The 22901-nt window shown below is 58.3% G+C and carries 20 protein-coding genes and 1 pseudogene; 6 read left to right on the top strand and 15 right to left on the bottom strand.

Annotation, left to right across the window (positions count from 1 at the left end):
* Positions 1-154: 154 nt before the first annotated feature.
* The 4 genes from C1T17_RS21695 to C1T17_RS21710 are packed head-to-tail and all read right to left on the bottom strand — an operon-like array spanning position 155 to position 3228.
* Complete coding sequence (locus C1T17_RS21695; RefSeq protein ID WP_223262576.1) at positions 155-622, bottom strand: TRCF domain-containing protein; 468 nt, start codon at positions 620-622, stop codon at positions 155-157.
* Positions 604-1143, bottom strand: a complete 540-nt coding sequence (locus C1T17_RS21700; protein WP_223262577.1) for a helicase-related protein — start codon at positions 1141-1143, stop codon at positions 604-606. The genes C1T17_RS21695 and C1T17_RS21700 overlap by 19 nt, the downstream gene beginning before the upstream one ends.
* Entirely contained in the window at positions 1136-2716 is a 1581-nt protein-coding gene (locus C1T17_RS21705; protein WP_223262578.1) for a DEAD/DEAH box helicase, read from the bottom strand. The genes C1T17_RS21700 and C1T17_RS21705 overlap by 8 nt, the downstream gene beginning before the upstream one ends.
* On the bottom strand, positions 2683-3228 hold the full coding sequence (locus C1T17_RS21710; protein ID WP_223262579.1) for a hypothetical protein: 546 nt from the start codon (positions 3226-3228) through the stop codon (positions 2683-2685). The genes C1T17_RS21705 and C1T17_RS21710 overlap by 34 nt, the downstream gene beginning before the upstream one ends.
* 959 nt (positions 3229-4187) lie before the next feature.
* On the opposite strand from C1T17_RS21710, the gene C1T17_RS12330 reads away from it, so the two are divergent.
* Positions 4188-4496 carry a DUF2243 domain-containing protein gene (locus C1T17_RS12330; RefSeq protein ID WP_104953697.1) on the top strand — a complete coding sequence of 103 codons (309 nt, stop codon included), beginning with the start codon at positions 4188-4190 and terminating at the stop codon, positions 4494-4496.
* On the opposite strand, the gene C1T17_RS21715 is transcribed toward C1T17_RS12330, so the two are convergent.
* On the bottom strand, positions 4382-4849 hold the full coding sequence (locus C1T17_RS21715) for a tyrosine-type recombinase/integrase (protein WP_317617046.1): 468 nt from the start codon (positions 4847-4849) through the stop codon (positions 4382-4384). The genes C1T17_RS12330 and C1T17_RS21715 overlap by 115 nt on opposite strands.
* Positions 4819-5451 carry a tyrosine-type recombinase/integrase gene (locus C1T17_RS21720; protein WP_223262581.1) on the bottom strand — a complete coding sequence of 211 codons (633 nt, stop codon included), beginning with the start codon at positions 5449-5451 and terminating at the stop codon, positions 4819-4821. The genes C1T17_RS21715 and C1T17_RS21720 overlap by 31 nt, the downstream gene beginning before the upstream one ends.
* Before the next feature lie 735 nt (positions 5452-6186).
* Here C1T17_RS21720 and C1T17_RS12340 point away from each other — a divergent pair.
* The gene (locus C1T17_RS12340; protein ID WP_104953698.1) at positions 6187-6744 is read left to right on the top strand and encodes a hypothetical protein; all 558 of its coding nucleotides are present in this window, start codon (positions 6187-6189) and stop codon (positions 6742-6744) included.
* A 260-nt stretch (positions 6745-7004) separates the two neighbouring features.
* Here the strand turns inward: C1T17_RS12340 and C1T17_RS12345 are convergent, their stop codons facing one another.
* The 9 genes and pseudogenes from C1T17_RS12345 to paaG form a co-directional block, all read right to left on the bottom strand.
* Complete coding sequence (locus C1T17_RS12345; protein WP_104953699.1) at positions 7005-8726, bottom strand: FAD-dependent oxidoreductase; 1722 nt, start codon at positions 8724-8726, stop codon at positions 7005-7007.
* 29 nt (positions 8727-8755) lie between these two features.
* On the bottom strand, positions 8756-8890 hold the full coding sequence (locus C1T17_RS21915; RefSeq protein WP_262982700.1) for a hypothetical protein: 135 nt from the start codon (positions 8888-8890) through the stop codon (positions 8756-8758).
* Between the two features lie 347 nt (positions 8891-9237).
* Positions 9238-9534 carry an SDR family NAD(P)-dependent oxidoreductase gene (locus tag C1T17_RS22130; RefSeq protein ID WP_104953700.1) on the bottom strand — a complete coding sequence of 99 codons (297 nt, stop codon included), beginning with the start codon at positions 9532-9534 and terminating at the stop codon, positions 9238-9240.
* 17 nt (positions 9535-9551) lie between these two features.
* Entirely contained in the window at positions 9552-10643 is a 1092-nt protein-coding gene (locus C1T17_RS12355) for a hypothetical protein (RefSeq protein WP_145959003.1), read from the bottom strand.
* Positions 10644-10800: 157 nt separating this feature from the next.
* Complete coding sequence (locus tag C1T17_RS12360) at positions 10801-13155, bottom strand: TonB-dependent receptor (RefSeq protein WP_223262582.1); 2355 nt, start codon at positions 13153-13155, stop codon at positions 10801-10803.
* A 1166-nt stretch (positions 13156-14321) separates the two neighbouring features.
* Positions 14322-14630: pseudogene (locus tag C1T17_RS12365) on the bottom strand (SDR family oxidoreductase); the annotation flags it as partial.
* A 489-nt stretch (positions 14631-15119) separates the two neighbouring features.
* Positions 15120-16439 (bottom strand): phenylacetate--CoA ligase PaaK, encoded by a 1320-nt coding sequence (gene paaK / locus C1T17_RS12370; protein WP_104953703.1) that lies wholly within the window; start codon positions 16437-16439, stop codon positions 15120-15122.
* A 7-nt stretch (positions 16440-16446) separates the two neighbouring features.
* Positions 16447-18474, bottom strand: a complete 2028-nt coding sequence (gene paaZ, locus C1T17_RS12375; protein ID WP_104953704.1) for a phenylacetic acid degradation bifunctional protein PaaZ — start codon at positions 18472-18474, stop codon at positions 16447-16449.
* An 18-nt stretch (positions 18475-18492) separates the two neighbouring features.
* Positions 18493-19284, bottom strand: a complete 792-nt coding sequence (gene paaG / locus C1T17_RS12380) for a 2-(1,2-epoxy-1,2-dihydrophenyl)acetyl-CoA isomerase PaaG (RefSeq protein ID WP_104953705.1) — start codon at positions 19282-19284, stop codon at positions 18493-18495.
* A gap of 88 nt (positions 19285-19372) precedes the next feature.
* On the opposite strand from paaG, the gene C1T17_RS12385 reads away from it, so the two are divergent.
* The 4 genes from C1T17_RS12385 (at position 19373) to paaA (ending at position 22898) form a co-directional block, all read left to right on the top strand.
* Complete coding sequence (locus C1T17_RS12385; protein ID WP_104953706.1) at positions 19373-20200, top strand: 3-hydroxyacyl-CoA dehydrogenase family protein; 828 nt, start codon at positions 19373-19375, stop codon at positions 20198-20200.
* Entirely contained in the window at positions 20200-20631 is a 432-nt protein-coding gene (gene paaI / locus C1T17_RS12390; protein ID WP_189338336.1) for a hydroxyphenylacetyl-CoA thioesterase PaaI, read from the top strand. Before C1T17_RS12385 ends, paaI begins: the two co-directional genes overlap by 1 nt.
* Before the next feature lies 1 nt (position 20632).
* Positions 20633-21835: a 3-oxoadipyl-CoA thiolase gene (pcaF, locus tag C1T17_RS12395; RefSeq protein WP_104953708.1), complete on the top strand. Its 1203-nt coding sequence runs from the start codon at positions 20633-20635 to the stop codon at positions 21833-21835.
* A gap of 70 nt (positions 21836-21905) precedes the next feature.
* Positions 21906-22898 (top strand): 1,2-phenylacetyl-CoA epoxidase subunit PaaA, encoded by a 993-nt coding sequence (gene paaA, locus C1T17_RS12400; RefSeq protein ID WP_104953709.1) that lies wholly within the window; start codon positions 21906-21908, stop codon positions 22896-22898.
* Positions 22899-22901 lie beyond the last annotated feature (3 nt).

Genomic DNA, 22901 nt, shown 5'->3' on the forward strand with positions numbered 1-22901 from the left:
CTCTTCCACCACCTGTCAATCGAGCATGCGCGGGATCATGGTGGCCCGACCTCTTCGGAATCAACGATCCCGACGCGCAGATGAAATCGGCTGAGACAGATCGCGGCTGTAAGACCTGCTGGTCTTGCGCCGATCATCAGGCAATCCAGGCTCACTATGAATCCGTTGCCGCCGTAACCAGGCTTTCAAGGAGGGTGGTCACCTTGGCAAGCCGATCAGCCTCGTCGATCTGCTCCTTCAGAAGCCAGCGGCCATCTTTGCTGGAAAGCCCAGACCATTTCCTACTGTCGCGCGTAGCTTCACGCGGGGTCAGCGCTATAGCTGTGGGGCCTGTATCAATCCGTGCGACGCCGGCTGCGCGCGCAAGAATAGCAACTCTGATGGATTCGATCAGACGTTCGGCAGCGAGCGGCAGCGGACCGAGCCTGTCGGTCAGTTCCTCCTCCAAAGCGTCAAGCTCGGTTTCATCCACAAGCCGCGAAAGCCTGACATACAACCCCAAGCGGATGTCAGGGTCGGGTATCCACTCCTCGGGCAGACCGCCCGCATCGCCCAGATTGAGCTCGGGCGTCCAAAGCCCCGCGTCTTCGCCTCGCGCCTCTCTCAAAGCCGCTTCGAACAAATGTTGATAGAGATCGAGCCGATCAGCTTCATGTGGCCAGCCTGCGTGTCGGCCAACGGATCGCCAGCGCCACGCTGATCGAGATCGGCGGCGCTGATCGCGAAGCCCGCGCCAAGCTGATCGTAGGTTGCAAGCGTCCGCAACCGCTTCATGGTGCGTTCAGCGATCTCTCCAGCTTCGGTAAGCAGGATGACCTGACCACGACGGTTGCCGCGACCCACCCGCCCGTGAAGTTGATGAAGCTGTGCGAGGCCGAAGCGGTCTGCCCGCCACACGATCATCGTGTTGGCTCGCGGCACATCCAGTCCCGCCTCGATGATGTTAGTGGCCAAAAGAACATCGCCTTCGCCACCGCCAAAGCGAACCATGGCGTCATCGATCGCGGCGACCGGCATCTTGCCATGCGCTTCGATCAGTACGAGGTCGGACGCGATGCGTGCCAGACGCTCAGATAGCGGCCCGAGATCCTCGATGCGAGGGACAACGATAAAGCTCTGTCCGCCGCGCAATCGCTCACGCAAAAAGGGCCGTCCTGATCATCGCATCGTCAGGGCTGGCAAGGCTTGTCCTGATAGGCTGGCGACGAGCCGGAGGCGTCGCGATCACCGACATTTGGTGCAGGCCGAACATCCCGCGGTGCAGTGTTCTTGGAATGGGTGTCGCGCTCATCGCCAGAAGGTGAAGGTCGGAGCGTCCCCGCAGCTTTGCCTTATCGGCAGCGCCGAAGCGCTGCTCCTCGTCAATGATGACAAGCCCCAATTTTGCATAGCGAATGTCCTTCGCCATGACGGCGGCGGTTCCGATAACTATACCGATGGAGCCATCGGCCAGCCCTTCCTTTGCGGCCTTCTTCTCCGCAGCGCTCGATAGGCGCGACAGACTGACCACCGTCACACCCGTATCCTTAAATCGCCGCTTGAAGGTTTCGGTATGCTGACGAACGAGAACCGTCGTTGGCGCAACCAGGATGACCTGATAGCCAGCAAGCGCCGCGAGCGCGGCGGCACGCAGGGCGACCTCGGTCTTCCCGTAGCCCACGTCGCCGATCACCAGGCGATCCATCGGCCGTCCGCTGGCAAGGTCGTCCCGCACCGCCTGAATGGCACGAACCTGATCTGCCGTCTCGTTGAAAGGGAATGTGGCAACAAATCGTTCGTACGCTGCACTATCGGGTTCAACGACAGCAGCTTTGACCTTGTCTTTCTCCCGAGCCAATTGAAGGAGGTCGCGGGCGCTTTGGGCAACCGCCTCCTCAATCGTGCCGCGACGCTTCTTCCAGGTCGAGCCGTCTAGCTTGTCGAGCCGCACCACATCGGCATCGGCGCCATAGCGCCACAAAAGGCCAGCCTCATGACAAGGAACGAGCCGCCGGGCGCCATCGGCATATTCAAGAGCGATCAGTTCCGCGTCGCCTTCGCCGGGAGCCGGCTCGAGGCCAAGGACCCGTGCCACGCCATGATCCTCATGCACCACAAGATCGCCTGCGCGAATGTCGCCGCCTGCATGAGAGAGGGCGGCAGCAACGCCGTCTTGCGCGGCACCTAAAACTGCGCGGCTGCCGAGAAGATCGGCGGCCGCAATCACAACGAGCTTAGGGCCAAGAGCACCCCGGTCGATCGGCGCGACAAGCGCGGCTATGGCTCCCTCGGAGAGTTCATCGACAGCCGCAATGGCTTCGATGGCCTCAACCGTGGTGTTGAACGTCTTGGCGATCTTTGGCCTGAGGAAACGGACATCCCGCTCGCTGCCTACCAGCAGCATGCGCTTGCCCGTCTCCAAATGCGGTGCCGCAAAGCGCTTCAGCGCCGATAGGGGTGAACGTTGTTCCGCAAAGCGGGGAATGGAAGACACCTCCAATGCTTCCGGATCGCCTGGACGCCAAGCATTGAGGTCCTCTGCCCATCGCGCCTGCGAAGCGGCGCCGATCGCTGAACCGGAGGTGCTGGCGGCTTGGTCGGCGAGGCGAATGAAACGCTCTCGCCGCTTGTCGGCTTTTTCCGAAACATAAATCCGGCCGGCCGCAGATGGGCCAAAATTGTTACCTTCTGCTCCGACTCCGGTTAGATCGCGCGGCCGATCTCCAAAACCTCGCACGGCTCCTGGGTGCCCTGCGTTGCCGGATCATAGCGTCGGATGCCCACGACGCGACCGTCTGCGATGTCGATACGCGCCGGCAAGCCGGTATCTGCCGGAAAGATGTCGATCACCTCCCCTCGGACCGCCACCTCGCCTGGCTCATCGACACGATCGTCGGCGACGTAACCAAGCTTTTCCATCTCAGTGGCGAATTCTGCCGCATCGATCGGATTGCCGAGGCGCAGGCTGGGAGGAGCAGCATCAAAAGCGGCCGGATCTGCATAAAGCCGCGCCGCCGCTTCGCCGCTCATAATGGTGGCAAGAGGCCGGCGTTCGGGCTCTTCCCTAAGGCGTCGAAGTTGCAGCAAGGCTGAGACACGTCTGCCGATGTTCGCGGGAGACGCAGGCGCGCTGTCGCCAGGCAAGGTATCACTCGATGGCACGAAGACGATATGATCACTCGGTGACAGGGGCATAAGCGCATTTGCCACCGCTTCGGCTTCCTGCTCGTCATCGGCGAGATAGAGCAAATCGCCGGCCTGAAGCGCCTCAACAGCATGAGGACGGTTTCGCTAAGTCCGCGTGAAGCGCTCATGTCGCTACACCTGCGCAAAAATGGGCCCGATCAAGCCCAACAGTAAACCGGTTCAAATGCCTTCTTCGCCCTTATGATCGCCATGGCCTGAAGCGCGCAGTTCTGCCCGGTCACGATCTGCACGCTTGCGTGCAGTCTCGATCATCGTCCGTTCCTTAGCGGTCGGGCGATCCGTGGATTTAGGCGCGGCTTTCTCATAGAGGCCGCCACTCCCTGCTGGCCTTGGATCTGCTTCTGGATCCTGACCGCTTCTCTTCTCTTCCATCGTGCGCCTCTTCTACAGATGAGCAGCTAACTGCGAGACAATGTCGCGGGTTCCGCCTACGCCGAAAAGTTTGGACCAAAGATCACAGCTACGAGACATGCGGTAGGCTGCCGATTTAAGGTTCAGGATGACTGCTTCCTGATCGTCTGCTTGGATCCGATCGAGCGGTAGCTTCCGTCAGCATCGAGCATTTTTCGATGCGCACTTGAATGACCGGCTCTGGTCGGCAACCCGGAGAATAGCAGACGGTCGACGCCAGGAGAGCAGAAATTCTATTAAACGGCCGGCATGGGCATCTGTAGCAAGGCGCATCCAGCGGCATTCACTCAGGTTGGTGACCAATTGTGCATCTCGAGAATGGAAGTGATTGTACCACCGTTAGCGATCGGTTGACGCCGGCAGCTTAAGTGAATGTCGCAGAAATCCTCTGCTGCCATCAGGCGCTATCGCCGCGATCCTGCGTGCCACGTGGCCGGTCCGTGTTTCGCTTGCGCGGCCAAGGGCCGGTCACGACAACGCGTTTCCACCGCTTGCCAACCCACGTGAGTGCTTTCAACGGCTGTGGTCGCCATTCGAATGCGGCAGATTTGTGTACCTCACGATAGCGGATGTGCAGCAGGAGCGCCGTGATGCTGAGAGCCAATTTATCAGTGCTGCCTCTGCGATGGCCAATCATTCTCGGCATGGCGTTCAGCGGATTCTTTGATGGCATATTGCTGCATCAGCTGCTGCAGTGGCATCATTTCCTGAGCCTTGCGACCGGCCCCGCGATGCAGGACATCCGAACACAGATCCTTGGCGACGGCCTGTTTCATGTCGCGGTCTACATGCTGACCGTCGCCGGCTTGTACGGCCTTTGGCGGCACCGCTCCGTGGTGTCGGGGCCGGGATCCGGGCGTCGCCTGATCGGCGGCGTTCTGCTGGGGTTTGGAACCTGATCGATGTCACGATTCATCTCGCGCAGCAGCTTGGTAAGCGTCATGTCCGACATGGGGGCATCCCCTTTAGCGCCGGGGAAGATAAGGGAGCGCGATCCGATGCGAAGTTCTTGGCATCGCATGATTATGGAAAGCGCCGGCTTGGATAGGGGAATGACATGTTCGCGGCTCGCCTTCATGCGCTCCTTGGGAATTGTCCACAGCTTGGCATCGACATCGATTTCGTCCCAACTCGCTCCACGGACCTCGCCGGACCGTACGGCGGTCAATATGGCGAAACGCAGCGCAAGACGGCTGAAAGATTTCCGCTGGACCAGCCTGGTCATAAAATCGGGTACCTTTGTGTAAGGCATGCTGCGAAGTGCGCGTCTTTCTTTGGTTGGCGGGGCAAGCCTTTGGTCACCGCACGCATTGGAGCTTCGCTATCGCGGTATCCAGAGGCGTAGGCCCAGTCCAAAACGGTGCCGATCCTCTGTCGCACCCTGCGTGCCGTTTCCGGCTTGGATAACCAGATCTCCGAGAGGACATTGCGGATCATGGGTCCGGTGATGTCATGCACTTGCAGGTCGCCGATCCCCGGGAACACATAGCTTTCGAGCGTCTGGAGCCATTGCTTTGCGTGCTTCTCATTTCGCCAGTTCTTCCCATGCGAGGCGATAACCTTTGCGGCTGCTTGCCTGAAGGTGGGAATGCCCTGCAGCTTGCGTCGCTCGAACAGAGGATCAAGGCCCATTTCGACCCAAGTGCGGATTTCTCGAGCGCGCTCCCTGGCTGTCGAGAGCGATACCTTAGTAACGCTGCCGAGGCCGAAGTCGCGGCGGTTCCCGTTTTTCTGCACGCGGCAGACCCAGCTTTTCGCTCCACTGGTCTGAATCACCAAAAAGAGGCCATCGCCATCGCCGTGTCGTCCCGGCCGCGTGGCCGCCTTCACCGAGGTAGCAGAGAGCTTTCCCATAGCTCAGAATCTCCCACATTTTTTCCCACATTGCCAATCGGTCACCGATGGACGAGCGGGGATGGGAGCGGACGCGAATCACGCTAAAACCCGCAGAAAAGCTGGCCTTTCGCGATTCGCAGCGGATCGGGAAAAATTGAGTGTTGGCGGAGAGGGAAGGATTCTTAAATTATGTCCATCTAGCTGTATTTATTGAACTAAATTATCTTTTAGGGATATGCGCCCCACATATTTCCCCACACTGGCATCGGGGCATACAGACGAATAAATATAGCGCCTGCGAGGAACGAGATTAGCACCGCCTACGATCTACTATGATGTGAATATAAAAAGACTCCGACAGGTTTCCCCAGTCATCTGCACCCGCTGATTCTTAATGAGCAACCAAACGCTTCAGGCACCCTGCCGGACAATTCTTGAGCCGCCACGAGGCGGCATTGACCGGCAATGGTGATGTCGACAGATGGGACCTTATGCCCGGTCGGCTTCGGAGCACTGCAGCTTCGATTACGGACACTAAGCCGGAGCAAAACTACCGTCCGCTGGAGCCGACATTGCTGTCGTCAGCGGTCATAAATCACTCCATCGATAGCTGCCGTACATTCATGGCCTGCGAATGACGTATCATTGTCATCTTCAGCTGCATCGCTGCGTTCATTCGGGCCGAGCGCATCAATGATATCGAGCCAAAACTGTGTTCTAGGCACCACCTCGCTCGATAGGTGTTATGCATTGATGGCCAAGCGTCCTTTCAAGGTGTTCCGAACCTCTACCGGCTTTCAGGATGCCTATGTTGCGGTGACGAGCCGTAAGGCAGCGCTGGAGGCCTGGGGCACGGACAAGGATCTGTTTTCTGCGGGCGCAGCAGAGCTGGTTACCGACCCGGAGCTAATTAAGGCGCCGCTGGCACAGCCGGGAGTCGTCATCCGCATTGCGCGGGGCACCGCTGCACAGCACCTCGCCGCCGCCGGCGATGCATGCAAGCCCGTGACGGGCAAAGCCCATGCAAGGCCGCGATGGCAAGCAAAGACACAGAGCGCGGCCGCGCCTAGGCCCAAGAAGCACCCGCCCAGGCCGAGCCGCACGATGCTCGATCGGGCGGAGGCGGCGCTGGAACGTAAGGAACAAGACTATTCGTCTGCGATCGTCGACATAGAGGCGCGGATCGAAGATCTTCGTTGGAAGCGCGATGAACTTCGGTCCCGGCGGAATTCGGAAATCGCTAAGTTGAAGGAGCGTCGCTCGCGGGAGGAAGAGGCCTATCGCAATGCCCTGGATGCTTGGGAAGGATAGTAGAACAGCAAAGGCGTGCTGATCGGTATGCACGGCGGCATATAAATGCGTGTCACCCAACAGGCCCTTGGCTGCATGTTGGCGAAGCCGCCCGCGGAACGTTCTCGAGCAGCGCAGCAGGGCAGGCGAGTTCATACAAGTGATATCATGTCCCCACCCTTTCTAAGTAGGTCCGTCATCCTGAATTTTCTCGAGTAAAAAATCTCCGCTCGCGAATAAATTCGCCAGATGAGCTAACGGCATGCCGCATAAAGGCAGCCTTAGGTTTTCCGAGATGCATGGTGGGCGGCAAGATAGCCAAAGGTCATTGCTGGTCCGATGGTAATTCCTCCGGCTATGATATTGCCCCCGGTGACGGCAGCCGCGTCGTTTCCGACGGCGTAGAGTCCGGGGATCGCGCCTCCGTCAGACCGTAGCACTCTTGCGTCGGCATCCGTCGCCAGACCCGCATGCGTCCCGCCGCAGCCGGCCGTTCCCTTGACGGCGAAATATGGACTTTGATCAAGCGGGCCCAGGCAAGGATTGGGCTTATGGTCAGGATCGCCATTAACGATGTCGTAGGCGCTTTCGCCGCGCCCGAATTCCGGATCGCTGCCTTGCAAGACGTTGGCGTTGAAGCGCTTAACCGTGCTTTCAAGACCGTCTGGATCTATACCCACTATCTCTGCCAGTTCTCGGATAGTATCCGCTTTTTTGAGATAGCCTGATCGCACGAATTTTCTGTGGGGCAGCGGCTGTGGCGGTACCGCGCAAAGGCCGTAACGATCGAGTGAACGCTTGTCGCAAATGAACCATGCAGCGGTTTCCGCTTCGTCATACGTCGCGCGCACCAGTGCGGCGCCCCAATCATGGTAGGAAGCGCCTTCACTGATGAAACGCCGCCCGCTGCGCGTAACGCATATCTGCCCGGGCACCGCGCGCTGAATGAAGATTGGGAAGATCGACAGGTCGCCTTCGTCATGAGCAGACTGAGTAACGGGGGAATAGGCGATCGGCTCGATCATCTTATCGTCGAAATGCCCACTAATCTGCTCGGCCATCCGAAGGCCATCGCCAGTGTTGCCATAGGGCATCAGGCCCCAGGCCAAAGAGTTCGTTGCGACATCTCCCATCGCGTCGCCAAGCAGTTCGTTACGACGACGCGTGTCATGCGGAAAGCCTCCGGTACCCAGAACCACGCCTTTGCAGGCGCGAACTTCGATATTACGACCACCATGTTGGACAATCGCTCCGACAACTCGGCCCTGCTCAATTAACAGCCGGCGGACTGGTGCGTCGGTCCAGAGCCGCCCTCCCCGGTCGAGAACCGCCTTCGCAAGCCCGCCGATCAAAGCGCGACCGCTGGTAAGCCTCGTCGGCTGCCCTGAACGCAAACGATCGACGATATTGCCTGCGACCAGACGCAGCACGCGCAGGGCCGAAGAAGGCTTGCGGCCTGCGGAGATGAAGGTGGACAGATCCTCGTTGCCGATCTGCACCCCAAAGGCCGTCATAGACTTCAGGGGTTTCCGCAGGCGATCGAGATCCTTGCCCAGGCACCTTCCATCCCAGACGCTGGTATAGATGACCCGACCGCTTTCCACGCCTCCCGGGGCGGTGGGATGATAGTCTGGCATTGCCTTAAAGAAGGTAAAACGAACCGGCGAATTGGCGAGGACGAAATCCATCATTTCCGGCGCCTTCGCAACATAGGCCTCGGCCCGTGCCTTATCGAAATGGGGCCCAGCTTCATGCCGAAGATAGGCCAATGCCGCTTCTGGGGAATCCTGTATGCCAGCAGCTTGCGCGAGGCTGCTGCACGGGACCCAAAGCCACCCGCCGGACCTCGCCGTCGCGCCTCCGAATACCGCTTCCTTCTCAGCGACAATCACATCGAGGCCAAGATGAAGGGCGGTCAGGGCAGCAGTCATCGCACCGCCACCCGAGCCCACTACCAGCAAGTCGCAGCTATATTCGTTTTCGATGCCCTGCTGGCTGTCCATCGGTATCTCCCAAAATCTATCGCTCAGTGTCAGCCCTGCGGATGGCTAAAAACCTTCTCCGTGCCATCCATGGCCTGTAACAATTGCCCGCCGTCGACAGCCAGCACCTGCCCCGTCACGAAGCCGCCCACCGGCGACGCCAGAAAAATGACCGCGCCGGCCATTCCTCTGGAGGCCCGAACCGCTTAAGGGGAATGCCGCCCATCAGCGCTTTGGTCGCTGCCGGATTGGTCTGAACGAAGTTCGATCCTTCCGTCGCTAGTAACCCCGTGGCAGTGCCGTTGACCGGAACGCCATCGCTACCCAGTTAGACCGCGAGAATGCGGACAAGGTGACATAGTGCCGTGTTGGCAGGCTGTAAGAAAGATTGATTGGGCTCGCGAACAGGCGAGCGACGAGGTTTTGAAGGTCAGGCTTCCGATGTGTCCTCCACGCATATGCGGCAGCATGGCACAGGCCAAGGCTATCTGCCCTATCACATTGGCATCGAGCGGCCCGTCGCGTTTGCTCGTCACAAATCTGCATGATGCCGCCCAATTCCATATGCGCTGCAATCGCCACAAGATGATTGGCTGCGGTTTGCGCGAGGTGTTCTGCCGCCTTGCTCAAGAACGTCATAAACGGCCGGCAATGCGCGACTTGCTCCATAGATCGCCTCGATTTTCGCTGCCACCGCTTCTGCCGCGCCCAACGTCCGGCTCGTCACGACGACACGAGCGCCATGCTCCGCAAGGTGCATCGCGGTCTCCCGCCCAATGCCTTTCGTCGCGCCAGTAATAACGCATGCAGCGCTGGCCAGATCGGACATTCCCAACTTGCGCCTCCTCACTTCTTGATGCGGATTATGCGATCGCCCCGAAAGGTTCCTATCCACCGTTCAGTCCCCACATCTATGGCAACTGACCCGCCAGTGAAGGCTCCCCCCTCTGTTTCAGGGGACAAGATTTCGGTATGAAGGGTTTTGGGATCTATCTTCACGACTCGATAGGGCACTGGACAGCTCGCGGCGGTGCTGCCAAGGCACTGCATAACCGCCTGTTCCCGACCTGCGAACAGCTGGCCAACGGTCAGCAAATTACCTTCACTATCCCATCGCAGGTTATCCAAGTGAATACCGAGATCAATGCTATCGCGCCGCACCGGCTCGCTTCCGCGCGATAGGCGCACCAAGCGCTGGTCGCCCCAGGCAGCTATGAAATAAGTCTTGCCATCCAGTGAAATAGCCAGCCCGTTGGATCCCGAAACAGCGCTGTCCGCAACCTTGTGCCAGCCAGCTTTCGGATGCCACTCCAAAACATAACCGCTTGGCTCTCCAAACATCAAATCGGGAAGCCAGCGTTGCGGAGGATCGCGACCATCATGCGACTTAGTGATTGCAATCCCGCCTTCCGGTAGGGCAACAACGCCGTTTATCTGGACGTTGGCAGGTGCCAGAAGACAGCCGGCCCAGCGTAATGTAGGCTGCTTTTTCTTCGATCCCTTTTCAATGTCAAAGATCTCGATGGACTCGCGGTCCCCGTGGTTGACCGCGTACAGGCGCAGGGGATTGTCGCCTATATAAAGCCCATGGCCATCGAAGCTGCTAGGTGCCGGCTGGCCGGGACAGCCGGCAAACTGGGGATCCACCTTGGCTTCCAGCTTCCCTGGATCAATGGTTTCAACGTTGCCTGAAGCGATGTTAATCAGGTAGAGACCTTCAGATTTTGCCGCTGGACTGGAAGCGCTGCTCGCAATGACCAAGTCTGTTCCGGGTACTTGGTCCATGTCTTCAGGATTGTGCAGGCCACACAGGAACGCGCCACCACCTGCTCCACACTTCGCCGACCCTGCAGTTTGCGCAAGCACAATGTGAGGCGAATCGACCAGCATGGCCGCAGCAACTGCGAGGATCGAACAAAACACTGTTCTAAAGGTCAAGCTCGGCTCCTTTCCTGCCTCGTCGACGAAACAGCAAAATCCAAGTCAGCGACCAAACGTGGAAATTGCGCGCTGTCGCCAATTTATTTTTCCGACAAGATCATGTCGTGAGTGAAGATAATTTGACGCTTGCGGGACACTCACGCGACCGGTGCCATCACTTTGCGCCAAACCGATAACGGAATGTCACGCCATAGGTCACCGGCATCCCGGTATACCGTGTGGTGAAGTCCGAATTGCGCGTGGCACTAATAACGTAGAATTTGTTGGTGACATTTCTACCCCAAAACTCGACGCGCCAGCTTTCATCCGCGGCAGCAAAGCCTGTCCGAAGATCGAGCAATTTATATCCCGGAATGCGCAACAGCGCCTCCTGATCTGCAAACGCAGGCGCGTTGCTAAGCAACACAGCGGTCGTCCTGGTGCGACCCGCAACATTACCACCGACAAATGCTGTGAGGCCGGACGAGAGCGCAAAATCATATTGGGCATCAAGAAACCCTTGCCATTTTGGCGTATAGGGAAAGCTCTGCCCTTTGAAATCCGTGACGTTGCCGAACGGTCCGATGGGTGTGGCGGGGTTTTGCTGGATACGGGTCGACAAGTAAGTGCTATTTGCCGAAAGAGTAAGCCCGTCCATTGGCCTGGCGACAATCGAGAACTCTCCACCTGTGACTCTCGTTTTCGGGATAGGAACCAGACTGGGAAGTGTTCCAAAGACTGGGTCGATGATATAGCCTACCAGCTGCTTATCGCGATAATCATAATAGAAGGCGGCAGCGGTAATCTGAATTTTGCGCGAGAGCAGGCTAAGCTTCGTACCAACTTCGTAGGCAAGCACCGATTCTTGGGATATTGGCGTCAAAGCGACTGACGTTCCTGAAGGAAGGGTTGGAAAACTGCCGGCCTTGTACCCTTTGGTCACGTTCGCGTAGAGTAGCGTATCCGAATTCGGCTTGTAGTTGGCGCTTACCCGCCACGACAGATTGTCCTGGTTAAGCGAATTGGTCACGATCGGAAGCGGTACATAGCCCGGACTCAGCGTTGCGCACACACCTGCTGGAATGGTCGCCGCCTGCCCTGTTACAATAGTCGAGAGAAAAGCGAGCGCCGCTGACAATTGGCCGTTGCCGGCATCACGGACACAGCCTGCGAAATCACGATCCTGATCGGTATAGCGGATCGAACCTTGAACCGTAAGCTGCTCAGTGATGGCATAGTCGAGGCTGCCGAAGGCGCTTTTTGAGGATATTTTCTGGTCATTATCGACATAGGTCGTATCAAACGTAAAAGGTCCCACGCCGGTCCCAGATGTGATCAGCGGATCGAAAAGCAGGTTCTCAATGACCCGATCGTTTTGATAATTGCCGCCAACCATCCATTTGATTTTTCCCGCATCTCCGCTCAATCGCATTTCCTGCGAAAAGCTGCGAATATTGCCGAAATCTCGACTCACGCCAGAAGAGTAAGTGGTACTGTCCAGATCAATCGGAATGTCCTGCTTGTACTTTGCGTAGGATGTGAGCGAGGTCAGCATGACATCATCACTCAAATCCGCCTCGATCCGACCGGCGAACTGGTAAAAATAATTGTCCTGACTAAGATCCAGATTTGGATCCCAAGCCGCCGCACGCGAATTGCGCGGTGCCGTGGGGAAGGTTTCGATTGGAAATGGCAAGGGGCGTCCCATCGGAGCGGGCACCAAGGCCGTGTATTGCGTCAACTGCGATTGCTGCGAGTCTGAATGGTCTCGCCAGCCCGTGACGGTCAGCGCTACACGAACAGTATCGGCTGCATCCCAATCCAGACTGACGCGCCCGGTGTAGAAGCGCCGCTTTCCATTCGACTGTCGCGCGGTGTAACCCTTCTGCCAATCGTCCTGATATTCATTACGAAGCGCCACGCGCATGCGCAGGGTATCCGTGATCGGCCCGCTGATATAACCTTCCGCGTTGACTTGATTGAAACGGCCATAGCTGAGGTCGAAACCCGCCTGCAGTTGTGGGGTTGGCTTTGCCGCAATATAGTTTACCGCGCCGCCGGTCGAATTCTGACCGAACAGCGTCCCCTGCGGCCCCTTCAGGACTTCTACGCGCTCAAGATCAAGAGTAGCGCCGCGAGCCATAGGCGAGAAAGGCAGTGGTTGCTGATCAACATAAACCGAGACAGCCGGACTGACACCTAATGTCGTGTCATTGAATCCCACGCCGCGGATGAAATAAACCGGCAGGCCATAGACCGTCTTCTGAAAGGTGAAACCCGGGACTAATTTCTGCAGGTCGTCAGTACTGGAAACGCCCATTGATTTGAGTTGATCGCCACTGGCCGCGTTTATGGAGATCGGGACATCACTCAGCCGCTCTGACCGTTTTTGCGCGGTGACGATAATATCACCCATTAGTGCCTGGTCCTGCCCAGCTGCGGATACTGTATCCTGAGCTTGTGCCATTCCCCCAGCGACCAGCACAAATCCTGCCACAGACGATAGCGCCATCACGCGAAACTTAAACATTGACATACCAATCCTCCCACTTCTGACGCCTGATCTCACTGCCAAGCTAAAGATATAAATAGTGCGTAAATTACTAGGAGCACTATCATCATAGTTTAATTACTATCAATCTATACCGATACGACCGTTTGATTATATTATAATCGAAAATTCATGATATTTACTTCACTGTCCTTTGATCTAGAAGAACAACTCTGGTGTCACTGACACTGTCGACGGCACGAAACTTGGTTTTCGCATGTCGCTCTCTCGGAAAATACATGAATATGATTACTTCCTCATATTCGTATCTAACTGCGATGTGGCCGTCAAGGAGCAGACGATAAATATTTTACCGTCCGGTCGGTCTATGCGAATTTTGTTCTTCGGAGGGGATTCATTGACGTCACGTAAAACAGCGGATTTGCTCGACCCGAGACAGACCCGAGACAGCCGAAATCGCACGGGAAGCACGAGAATCGCGTATTTTGATATAGCTACTCGGCAAATCAGGCGCGCACATTCCCGCAGAAAGGACGATCGACTCGAACGAATCCAGCGTTGCACCTGCAGTTGTCGTGACGCATCCGGCGCGCATCGAGGAGCTTCCGCGATGACTACCGCGGGCTATCCGTCGATCATCAAAGTTCGCCCACGCGCTTTCCGATCGCCGCGCAGGACTTCTTTTCCGTAAGCCAGCGTTTAGGTTCCCATATACTTTCGCTCAGTTGCGGCCTTTAGCGCCGGACCGCCATTTGGCGAGCGTTGGCCCCATTGCCCAGATCACATGCTCAGCGTCTTGAAGAAAGTCTGGTCCCACTTCGGTGTTAAGAAAAATTCGATGCCGAGATATTCGAGTTTGCGCTGCCACTAATGGATTATCCGCTGTGTTTCCCTGCGTTCCCGTCCTGCGCGGCGAGCGCCAAATCACCGCCAAGCTGCCGATCGTGCGAAAAGACGCACTGTATGCCCCCAGACGCCCAGCAGACGTGCTGCCTCCAAACCAACAGGTCGTCCCCCAGCCCGTCTTGCTCGGCGCTTCATAGACACGACCAAGCGGGACCTGCAGGATCATGACATCTGGCACCTTTTGTGGCTCATCCTAGGGTGGACGCAAGGCGGCAGTGCCGATAAAACTAGCGGCCCCTCATCTGCTAAAACGATCGCCAGGTCAGTGTGACTTCGTCCTAGTCCGCCCGCTCGAACAAAACCAGGAAGGGTCGGCTCAAGCCGCTGTGTAACGCGATGGCAGCGCCTGTTACAAATGATGCGCCTTCGGACAATAACCACAGGGCAACCTGAGCAATCTCCTCCGGTGGGGCGACCCTGTTGAGCAAGGCCGCACCTTCAACCAAAGCTTTTAAATCAGGAAATTCATCGAATTCCTGTACAAGCATTGGCGTGCTCGTGGCTCCCGGCAGGATAGCATTGATCCAGATGCCAGCTTGGCCGTACGCTGCAGCAGTCGATCTTAGTAGTTCAAGCAGGCTGCTTTTACCCGCACAATATCAGGTGCTATATCAGTCCCTTTAATGGCAGCAGAAGACGTAATCACAATTGAACCTGCTCGCTGCCCAAGCTTTGCTGGAATTTGATACTTTATACAATAAAATGTGCCAGTAAGATTGATTGCTTTGCTACGTTACCACTCTAGGGATGGGAGTTGGTCAAGGATCTTACCACTTTGAGATATGCCAGCATTGTTGAAAGCTCAGTCCAGTTTTCCATACGCGCTCGTTGCAGCCTCGACTATGGATGCCGCTTCATTTTAATTGGAAGTATCAGCAACGACCAGTGCGCGCGGCCTGCCGCAGCATTTATTGCTTCGACAGTTTCTCTGCCCGACGCTTGACTTCCATCGGCAATTGTGAAGCTCGTATTTTCCTTGCCTAAAAGAAATGCGGTAGCCCGCCCGGTACCGTTCCGCCGCCGGTAACGATCAGTGACTTTCCTTCGAAAGACATTGGGATGCTCCCCGGTGCAGATCACAATTTCTGACGTCGATTAGGCTTTTCTCTTGGATATTTATCAGCACGCCGCAAATCCTTCACCCGCACAGCCTTGCCCACTGAACGGTCCAACGTACCTGGTGAGAGCAGCGTAATGCGGGCCGAGATGCCGATTATGTCTTTGACGAATGATGAGAGTCGTCTGGCTTCGGAACCATGGGCGCTCACGTTATCCTCGCGGCATTCGACCTGAATGCTCACCTCATCCATCCGTTTTGGCCGGCTGATCTCGATCATATAATGCGGAGCAAGGCCGTCGCATTTGAGGATCTGCTCTTCGATCTGCGTAGGAAAGACGTTAACGCCGCGAATGATGAGCATGTCGTCCGACCGGCCAGTAATTTTCGCCATCCGCCGCATCGGCGTTTCCGTACCCGGCATCAGTCGGGTCAGGTCGCGGGTGCGGTAGCGAATGATAGGCAGTGCTTCCTTGGTCAGCGAGGTAAAGACCAGTTCTCCAGCCTCACCGTCGGGCAGTACTTCGCCAGTCTGCGGATTTACGATTTCGGGATAGAAATGATCTTCCCAGATGATCGATCCGCCTGGGTCGGTGACGGACTCCTGTGCGACGCCGGGACCTATGACCTCCGACAGGCCATAAATGTCGGTCGCCTTGAGATCAAAAGCGTTTTCGATTTCCGCCCGCATGGCTTCGGTCCAGGGCTCCGCGCCAAAAATGCCGTAGCGCAGCGATGAATCGCGTGGATTGAGGCCCTGACGGCGGAACTCGTCAAGAATGGCGAGCATATAACTGGGCGTTACCATGATGATTTCAGGCTTGAAATCCGTAATGAGCTGGACCTGCTTTTCGGTCTGCCCGCCCGACATCGGGATTACCGTGCAGCCCAGCGCTTCCGCGCCATAATGGGCACCCAGCCCCCCGGTGAACAGACCATAGCCATATGCGATATGCGCCTTCATCCCGCGACGACCGCCGGCCATATATATGCAGCGCGCGACAGCATTGGACCAGGTCTTGATGTCGTTCTCGGTATAGCCCACCACTGTGGGCTGGCCGGTAGTGCCCGAAGAGGCATGAATGCGCGATATCTGATCCTGCGGCACTGCGAACATGCCAAACGGATAGCGAGCGCGCAGGTCGGCCTTCGTGGTGAATGGAAATCTTGCCAGATCGGAAAGACTTTGGAGATCATCGGGCTTTACGCCCGCATCGTCGAAAGCCTCCCTGTAATGCGGGCTGTTGGCATAAGCGTGCCCCAAGGAGGCCCGCATGCGCTTGAGCTGTAGCGCCTTGAGTTCAACCGTGCTTTTCGGACCGAAGTCTATTTCTGGCATGACCGTCTCAATATGCGTTCATGGTGAGCAGATCGTAGGTCGCTATGATGTCTGTTGTCGAATCTGTGACCACGACTGCCCAGCGGACCTCGCCATAGTCGTCATTGCGCGGTGTCTTCGCCTTCACCGTTAGCGCGACCTTGATAGACTCGCCCGGCGGCAGGGGTTTGAGAAACTTCAAGCTGTCGAGGCCCGTATTGGCCAGTACCGGACCTTCAGCCGGATCGACGAATAGGCCAGCGGCGAAGGAAAGGATCAGATAGCCATGAGCAACCCGGCCAGGGAAGAATGGATTGGCGGCGGCCGCTTCCTCATCCATGTGCGCATAGAAGGCGTCGCCGGTGAAATGAGCAAAATGTTCGATGTCCTCCATTGTGACGATCCGCGGCGGGGTGTTGAGCGTATAGCCAATATTCAGCTCACCAAAGCGCATGCGGAAGGGATGTGTAACGCTTTCGATCTGCGGAGCATTGGGCAGATAGCGGTCGATCACGGCGCTCAGAACGCGCGGGCTACCCTGTAGGGCGCTGCGCTGCATATAATGTTTGACACCACGCACGCCGCCCATTTCCTCGCCGCCGCCAGCACGGCCCGGGCCGCCATGAATCAGCATCGGCAGGGGCGAACCATGTCCAGTCGATTCCTTTGCGCTGTCACGGTCGATCAATACTATGCGACCGTGAAATGCACCCGCCCCGAGCACGAAATCGCGGGCTACCTGCGTGTCATAGGTGAAGAAGGACAGGGCTAGCGACCCCATGCCACGATTGACCAGCGCAATAGCGTCGTCGAGATCGGTATAGGGCATCAAAGTGGACACCGGACCAAATGCCTCGACATCGTGGACCAGCTTTGCGGTCCACGGCGCATCATTGCGGAACAGCAATGGCGAAATGAACGCGCCAGCACCCGGTTCAACGCCCTTGGCATCGACTATATCGATATCGCCGAATACCAGCGACGACTCTGTGGCCAGCCTGCGAGCATTGGTGCGCACGTCGTTCAGCTGCACCTGACCGGCGAGCGCACCCATCGTAACGCCCTCCACGGAGGGATCGCCCACGACGATCTTTGCGAGCCTGTCCTTGAGTGCCGTTTCGGCTGCATCCATCCATATTGCGGGCACGAAAGCGCGACGAATGGCGGTGCATTTTTGCCCCGCCTTGGTCGTCATCTCACGGACGACTTCTTTGATGAACAAGTCGAATTCGGGCGTGCCGGGTCCGGCATCGGGACCAAGAACAGATGCGTTGAGCGAGTCTCGTTCCGCCACGAAGCGTACCGATTCACGCGCGATAACCGGATGCGTCTGCAGCTTCATCGCCGTATATGCCGAGCCGGTAAAGGATACGACGTCCTGACAGGTCAGATGATCGAGCAGGTCGCCGACCGGTCCGACGATCAGCTGCAACGCGCCGGCAGGCAGCAGGCCTGATTCAATCATGATGCGGACGGCACCTTCTGTCACCTGGCAAGTAGCGGTGCCGGGTTTGACGATCGCGGGAACGCCCCCCAGGAGCGTCGGACCCAGCTTTTCCAGCATGCCCCATACCGGGAAGTTGAAAGCGTTGATGTGAATGGCCACACCCTTGAGCGAGGTGTAGACATGCTGGCCGGCAAAAGTTCCGCGCTTGCCTATCGGCTCGAAATCGCCATCGATCAGAATGACGTCGTCGGGCAATTCGCGGCGGCCCTTTGACGCCATGGTGAACAGCGTGCCTGCCCCACCCTCAATATCGATCCAGCCGTCACCACGCGTCGCGCCGGTGGCGCTGGACAGAGCATATAGCTCCTCCTTACGCTCCATGATCGCCTGGCCCAATCCCTTGAGCATCCGGGCACGGGCATGGAAGGTCATGGCACGCAGTGCCGGGGCGCCTACGGCACGGGCATGGTCAAGCATGGCTGCGAAATTCAACCCCTCGCTACCTGCGTGCGCGACGACCGAACCATCGATCGCCGACAGCACGGGCACCGTCCCGCCGGTAGCAACCACCCACTGATCGGCGGCATAGTTTTTAAGCAATGTGGTCATGAAACCCTCTAGTTGATGTCAGCGCCCGGTAAAAACCGGAGGACGCTTGGCCATGAAGGCGGCGACGCCTTCCCTATAATCTTCGCTGTTGCCAAGTTCGCGCATCAGGCCACACTCGATCACCAACTCGTCATCGAGCGATTTGGGCATGGACTCGCGAATAGCATGCTTGGTCGCGGCAAGACCGCGCGTTGGGCCGATGGCAAATTTGCGCGCCGCCGCCATGCTTTCTGCTTCGAGCGCGTCGTCATCAACGCACTTCCAGATCAAACCCCAGCTTTCGGCCTTTTCCGCCGACAATGGCTCGCCGGTCATGGCAAGGCCCAGCGCCCGCGCCTGCCCCACAAGGCGCGGCAGCACCCAGGTGCCGCCCGAGTCAGGGATCAGGCCGATATTGGCAAAGGACTGGACGAATTTCGCGCTGCGCGCCGCGAAGACCATGTCACAAGCAAAGGCGATGTTGGCGCCCGCCCCCGCGGCGACGCCGTTGACGGCGCACACCACTGGCTTGTCCATTTTCGCCAGTCGCTTGACCAGCGGCGCATAATAGCGCTCGACTGAGTGGCCTAGATCAACCGGCTTGTCACTGGGAGCGACGGCCCGGTCGGACAAATCCTGTCCGGCGCAGAACCCCCTGCCCGCTCCTGTCAGAAGAACGGCGCGAATGGCGGGGTCGGATGCTGCCACGTCAAGCGCCTCGGCCACTTCACCATGCATCTGGACAGTGAAACTGTTCAGCCGTTCCGGCCGGTTCAGTACCAGCCGCGCCACGCCGTCGATCACCTCCAACTGTATCGTCTCAAATGCCATACGTCGCCTTCAGCCTTTCGTATTTTTAATAGACTGCCCGGTCGGACAATTATTGGCAAGCCTTAAATTTGCGGCTAGGAGCAAGGCCATGGAAATTGCTTCGGATTCGATAGTCGCCATTGTGGGCGCGGGGACAATGGGCGCAGGCATCGCGCAGGTCACAGCAGCCGCGGGACATCCGGTGCGCGTCATTGACAGTCAGCAGCACGGTCTCGACCATGGTCGGCAAAGCGTGACTAAGTCGTTGGCCGGACTGGTGCGTCGCGGCATCATGACCGCTGAAGCGCAACGCGAGATCGAAGCGCGGATCTTCTGGACGACTGACATCGGTAATACAAACGACGCGACGCTGGCGATCGAGGCAATTGTCGAACGACTGGACGCGAAGGTCGCATTGCTCTCTGCCTTGGCGGAAATTATGGCGCCCTCGGCGATATTGGCGACCAATACCTCTTCCTTATCGGTTGATGCCATGTCGGCGGCTCTGGGTGACAGGCGCACCTTGGCGCAGCGCACCGGCGTGGATGTGCTGATCGATCATGCGCGCGACTTCGCCACCGCATCACTGCTTGTCGTAACGGCGCGAGCCCATGAGGCAGCCGCCACCGTCGCAGCGCTTGGGCAGGCCATTGGAAAGGGCGCAATTGCCCTGCCCGATCGCCCCGGTCAGATTGTGCTGAGGACCCTGGCACAGCTCGCCAATGCGGCGCTCGATGCCGTAGCGGACGATGTCGCCGGTGTCGAAGGTATCGACGAGGCGATGCGTTTCGGCGCAAATCATCCCGAAGGGCCATTGCAATGGGCAAGGCACGCGGGCTTGGTGGAGGTCTCCAAGGCCCTTGCCTATATCAGCGCGGCGACGGGCGATACGCTGTATACGCCCGCCCTCGCCCTCCCGTGCGGCGAGGTCCTTTGATGTCGGACGCACTCGCCCGTCGGATCGCCGATCATCTCTTCTCGCGAGAGGGCACCGCCGGCGCATGGGGTCTGATGATCGAGGAGGTCCGTATCGGCTATGCCCGCGTCAGAATGACCATACGCCACGAAATGGCCAATGGTCATGGCACCGTACATGGCGGCATGATCTTCGCACTGGCCGACAGCGCCTTCGCCTATGCCTGCAACTCGCGCAATATCGCGACGGTGGCGGGCGGGGCGTCTATCCTGTTTCTGAGCCCGGCGCGGATCGGCGAAAACCTGATCGCGGAAGCGCGTGAGGACGCGCTTGCAGGCCGCAGCGGGTCATACAGCGTCGCCGTCCGCACAGCGGACGGGCGGGCGGTTGCGCAATTCCAAGGATTATCGCGCAGCATCGGCGGCGCATTGATTGATGAGCAGGAGAATTAAAATGGCTGACGCTTTTATCTGCGACGCCGTGCGCACCCCCATCGGACGCTATGCCGGCGCGCTGGCCGCGGTGCGCCCCGACGATCTGGCCGCCATTCCGATCCGTGCGCTAAAGGAACGCAATCCCGGTGTAGACTGGAGCACGGTCGACGACGTCATTCTGGGCTGCGCCAATCAGGCGGGCGAGGACAATCGCAACGTCGCGCGCATGGCTGCATTGCTAGGCGGGCTGGGCGTAGAGGCACCAGGCACGACCATCAATCGCCTATGCGGCTCCGGAATGGACGCGGTCGCCATGGCGGCGCGCGCAATCAAGGCTGGCGACGCGGAGCTAATCATTGCGGGCGGCGTGGAGAGCATGAGCCGAGCTCCCTTCGTCATGCCCAAGGCCGAGGGCGCCTATTCCCGCGCCAACGCGGTCTATGACACGACGATCGGCTGGCGTTTCATCAACAAAGCGCTGAAGGCCGCGTTCGGTGTCGATTCGATGCCGGAGACGGCAGAGAATGTTGCCGACGATTTCGGTATAAATCGTGCCGACCAGGATGCGTTCGCTGCCGAAAGCCAACGCCGTGCCAGCGCCGCGCAGGCCGCCGGGCGCTTCGACGCGGAAATCGTGCCCGTCACGATACCGCAAAAAAAAGGCGATCCCCTGATCGTATCACGCGACGAGCACCCGCGCGAAACGAGCGTGGAAACGCTGGCCAAGCTGCGCCCAATCGTCCGCTCCGACGGGACTGTGACGGCCGGCAACGCTTCAGGCGTTAATGATGGTGCCGCCGCGATCATCGTCGCTAGCGAGGCCGCAGTGAAGAAATACGGCCTGACGCCGCGGGCCCGCATGCTTGGTTGCGGCGTCGCTGGGGTGCCGCCCCGGATCATGGGCATCGGCCCTGCCCCGGCCAGTGAAAAGCTGCTCGCCCGCCTCGGCCTCGATATCAACGCGATGGATCTAATCGAGTTGAACGAAGCTTTTGCCAGCCAGGGTCTTGCCGTGTTGCGCCGATTGGGCTTGCCGGACAATGCCGATCATGTGAATCCCAATGGCGGAGCCATTGCGTTGGGTCATCCGTTAGGCATGTCGGGCGCGCGGCTGGTGCTGACCGCTACGCAAGAGCTTTCGCAATCGAGTGGCAGGCTTGCACTGTGCACCATGTGCATAGGCGTAGGCCAAGGCATCGCGATGGTAATCGAGCGTGTCTGAAAATATAAGTTGACCGTCCGGTCGGACAATTATATGAGATTGAGCAACCTTTCCTGCGAGGAGGAATGTGATGTATACGACTGAGTTGGACAAGGGCGCGACCAATGCTCCTACCCCTATCTATAATGACGATCTCGCGTTGGTCGCCGCATTCGAAGCGCGTGTCGCGGCCGATGAATTCATCGAGCCTAAAGACTGGATGCCTGAAGCCTATCGCAAGACTTTGGTGCGCCAGATCTCGCAGCACGCTCACAGCGAAATTGTCGGCATGCTGCCGGAGGGCAATTGGCTGACCCGCGCGCCTAGTCTTCGCCGCAAGGCGATCCTTTTCGCCAAGATCCAAGATGAGGGCGGGCATGGCCTCTATCTTTATTGCGCGGCGGAAACGCTGGGCACCAGCCGCGATCAGATGATCGAGGCGTTGCATGCTGGCAAAGCGAAGTACAGCACCATCTTCAATTACCCCACTCTCACCTGGGCGGATATCGGTGCGGTCGGCTGGCTGGTCGACGGCGCGGCGATCATGAACCAGGTGCCGCTCCAGCGCACCAGCTATGGTCCCTATGCCCGCGCCATGGTGCGCGTGTGCAAGGAGGAGAGTTTCCACCAGCGCCAGGGTTTCGAGATCATGATGGGTTTGGCGGCCGGTACGCCGGAACAAAAGGCGATGGCGCAGGATGCGCTCAATCGTTGGTGGTGGCCCAGCCTGATGATGTTCGGCCCACCCGACGACAATTCGCCCAACAGCGCACAGTCGATGCGGTGGCGGATCAAGCGCGACACTAATGACGATCTGCGCCAGAAATTCGTCAACGCAACAGTGCCGCAGGCTGAACTGATCGGCCTGACGATTCCCGACGCAGACCTCAAATGGAACGAAGAACGCGGCGCATATGATTTCGGCGCGATCGAGTGGGAAGAATTTTATGCGGTCGTCCGGGGCGAAGGCGCCTGCGCCAAGGAACGCCTGCAGGCCCGCCGCAAGGCATGGGACGATGGCGGCTGGGTGCGTGACGCCGCCACCGCCTATGAAGCGAAACGCCAGGCACGCGCTGCGGCCTGAAGG

Source organism: Sphingobium sp. SCG-1 (assembly GCF_002953135.1).
Classification (GTDB): Bacteria; Pseudomonadota; Alphaproteobacteria; order Sphingomonadales; family Sphingomonadaceae; genus Sphingobium.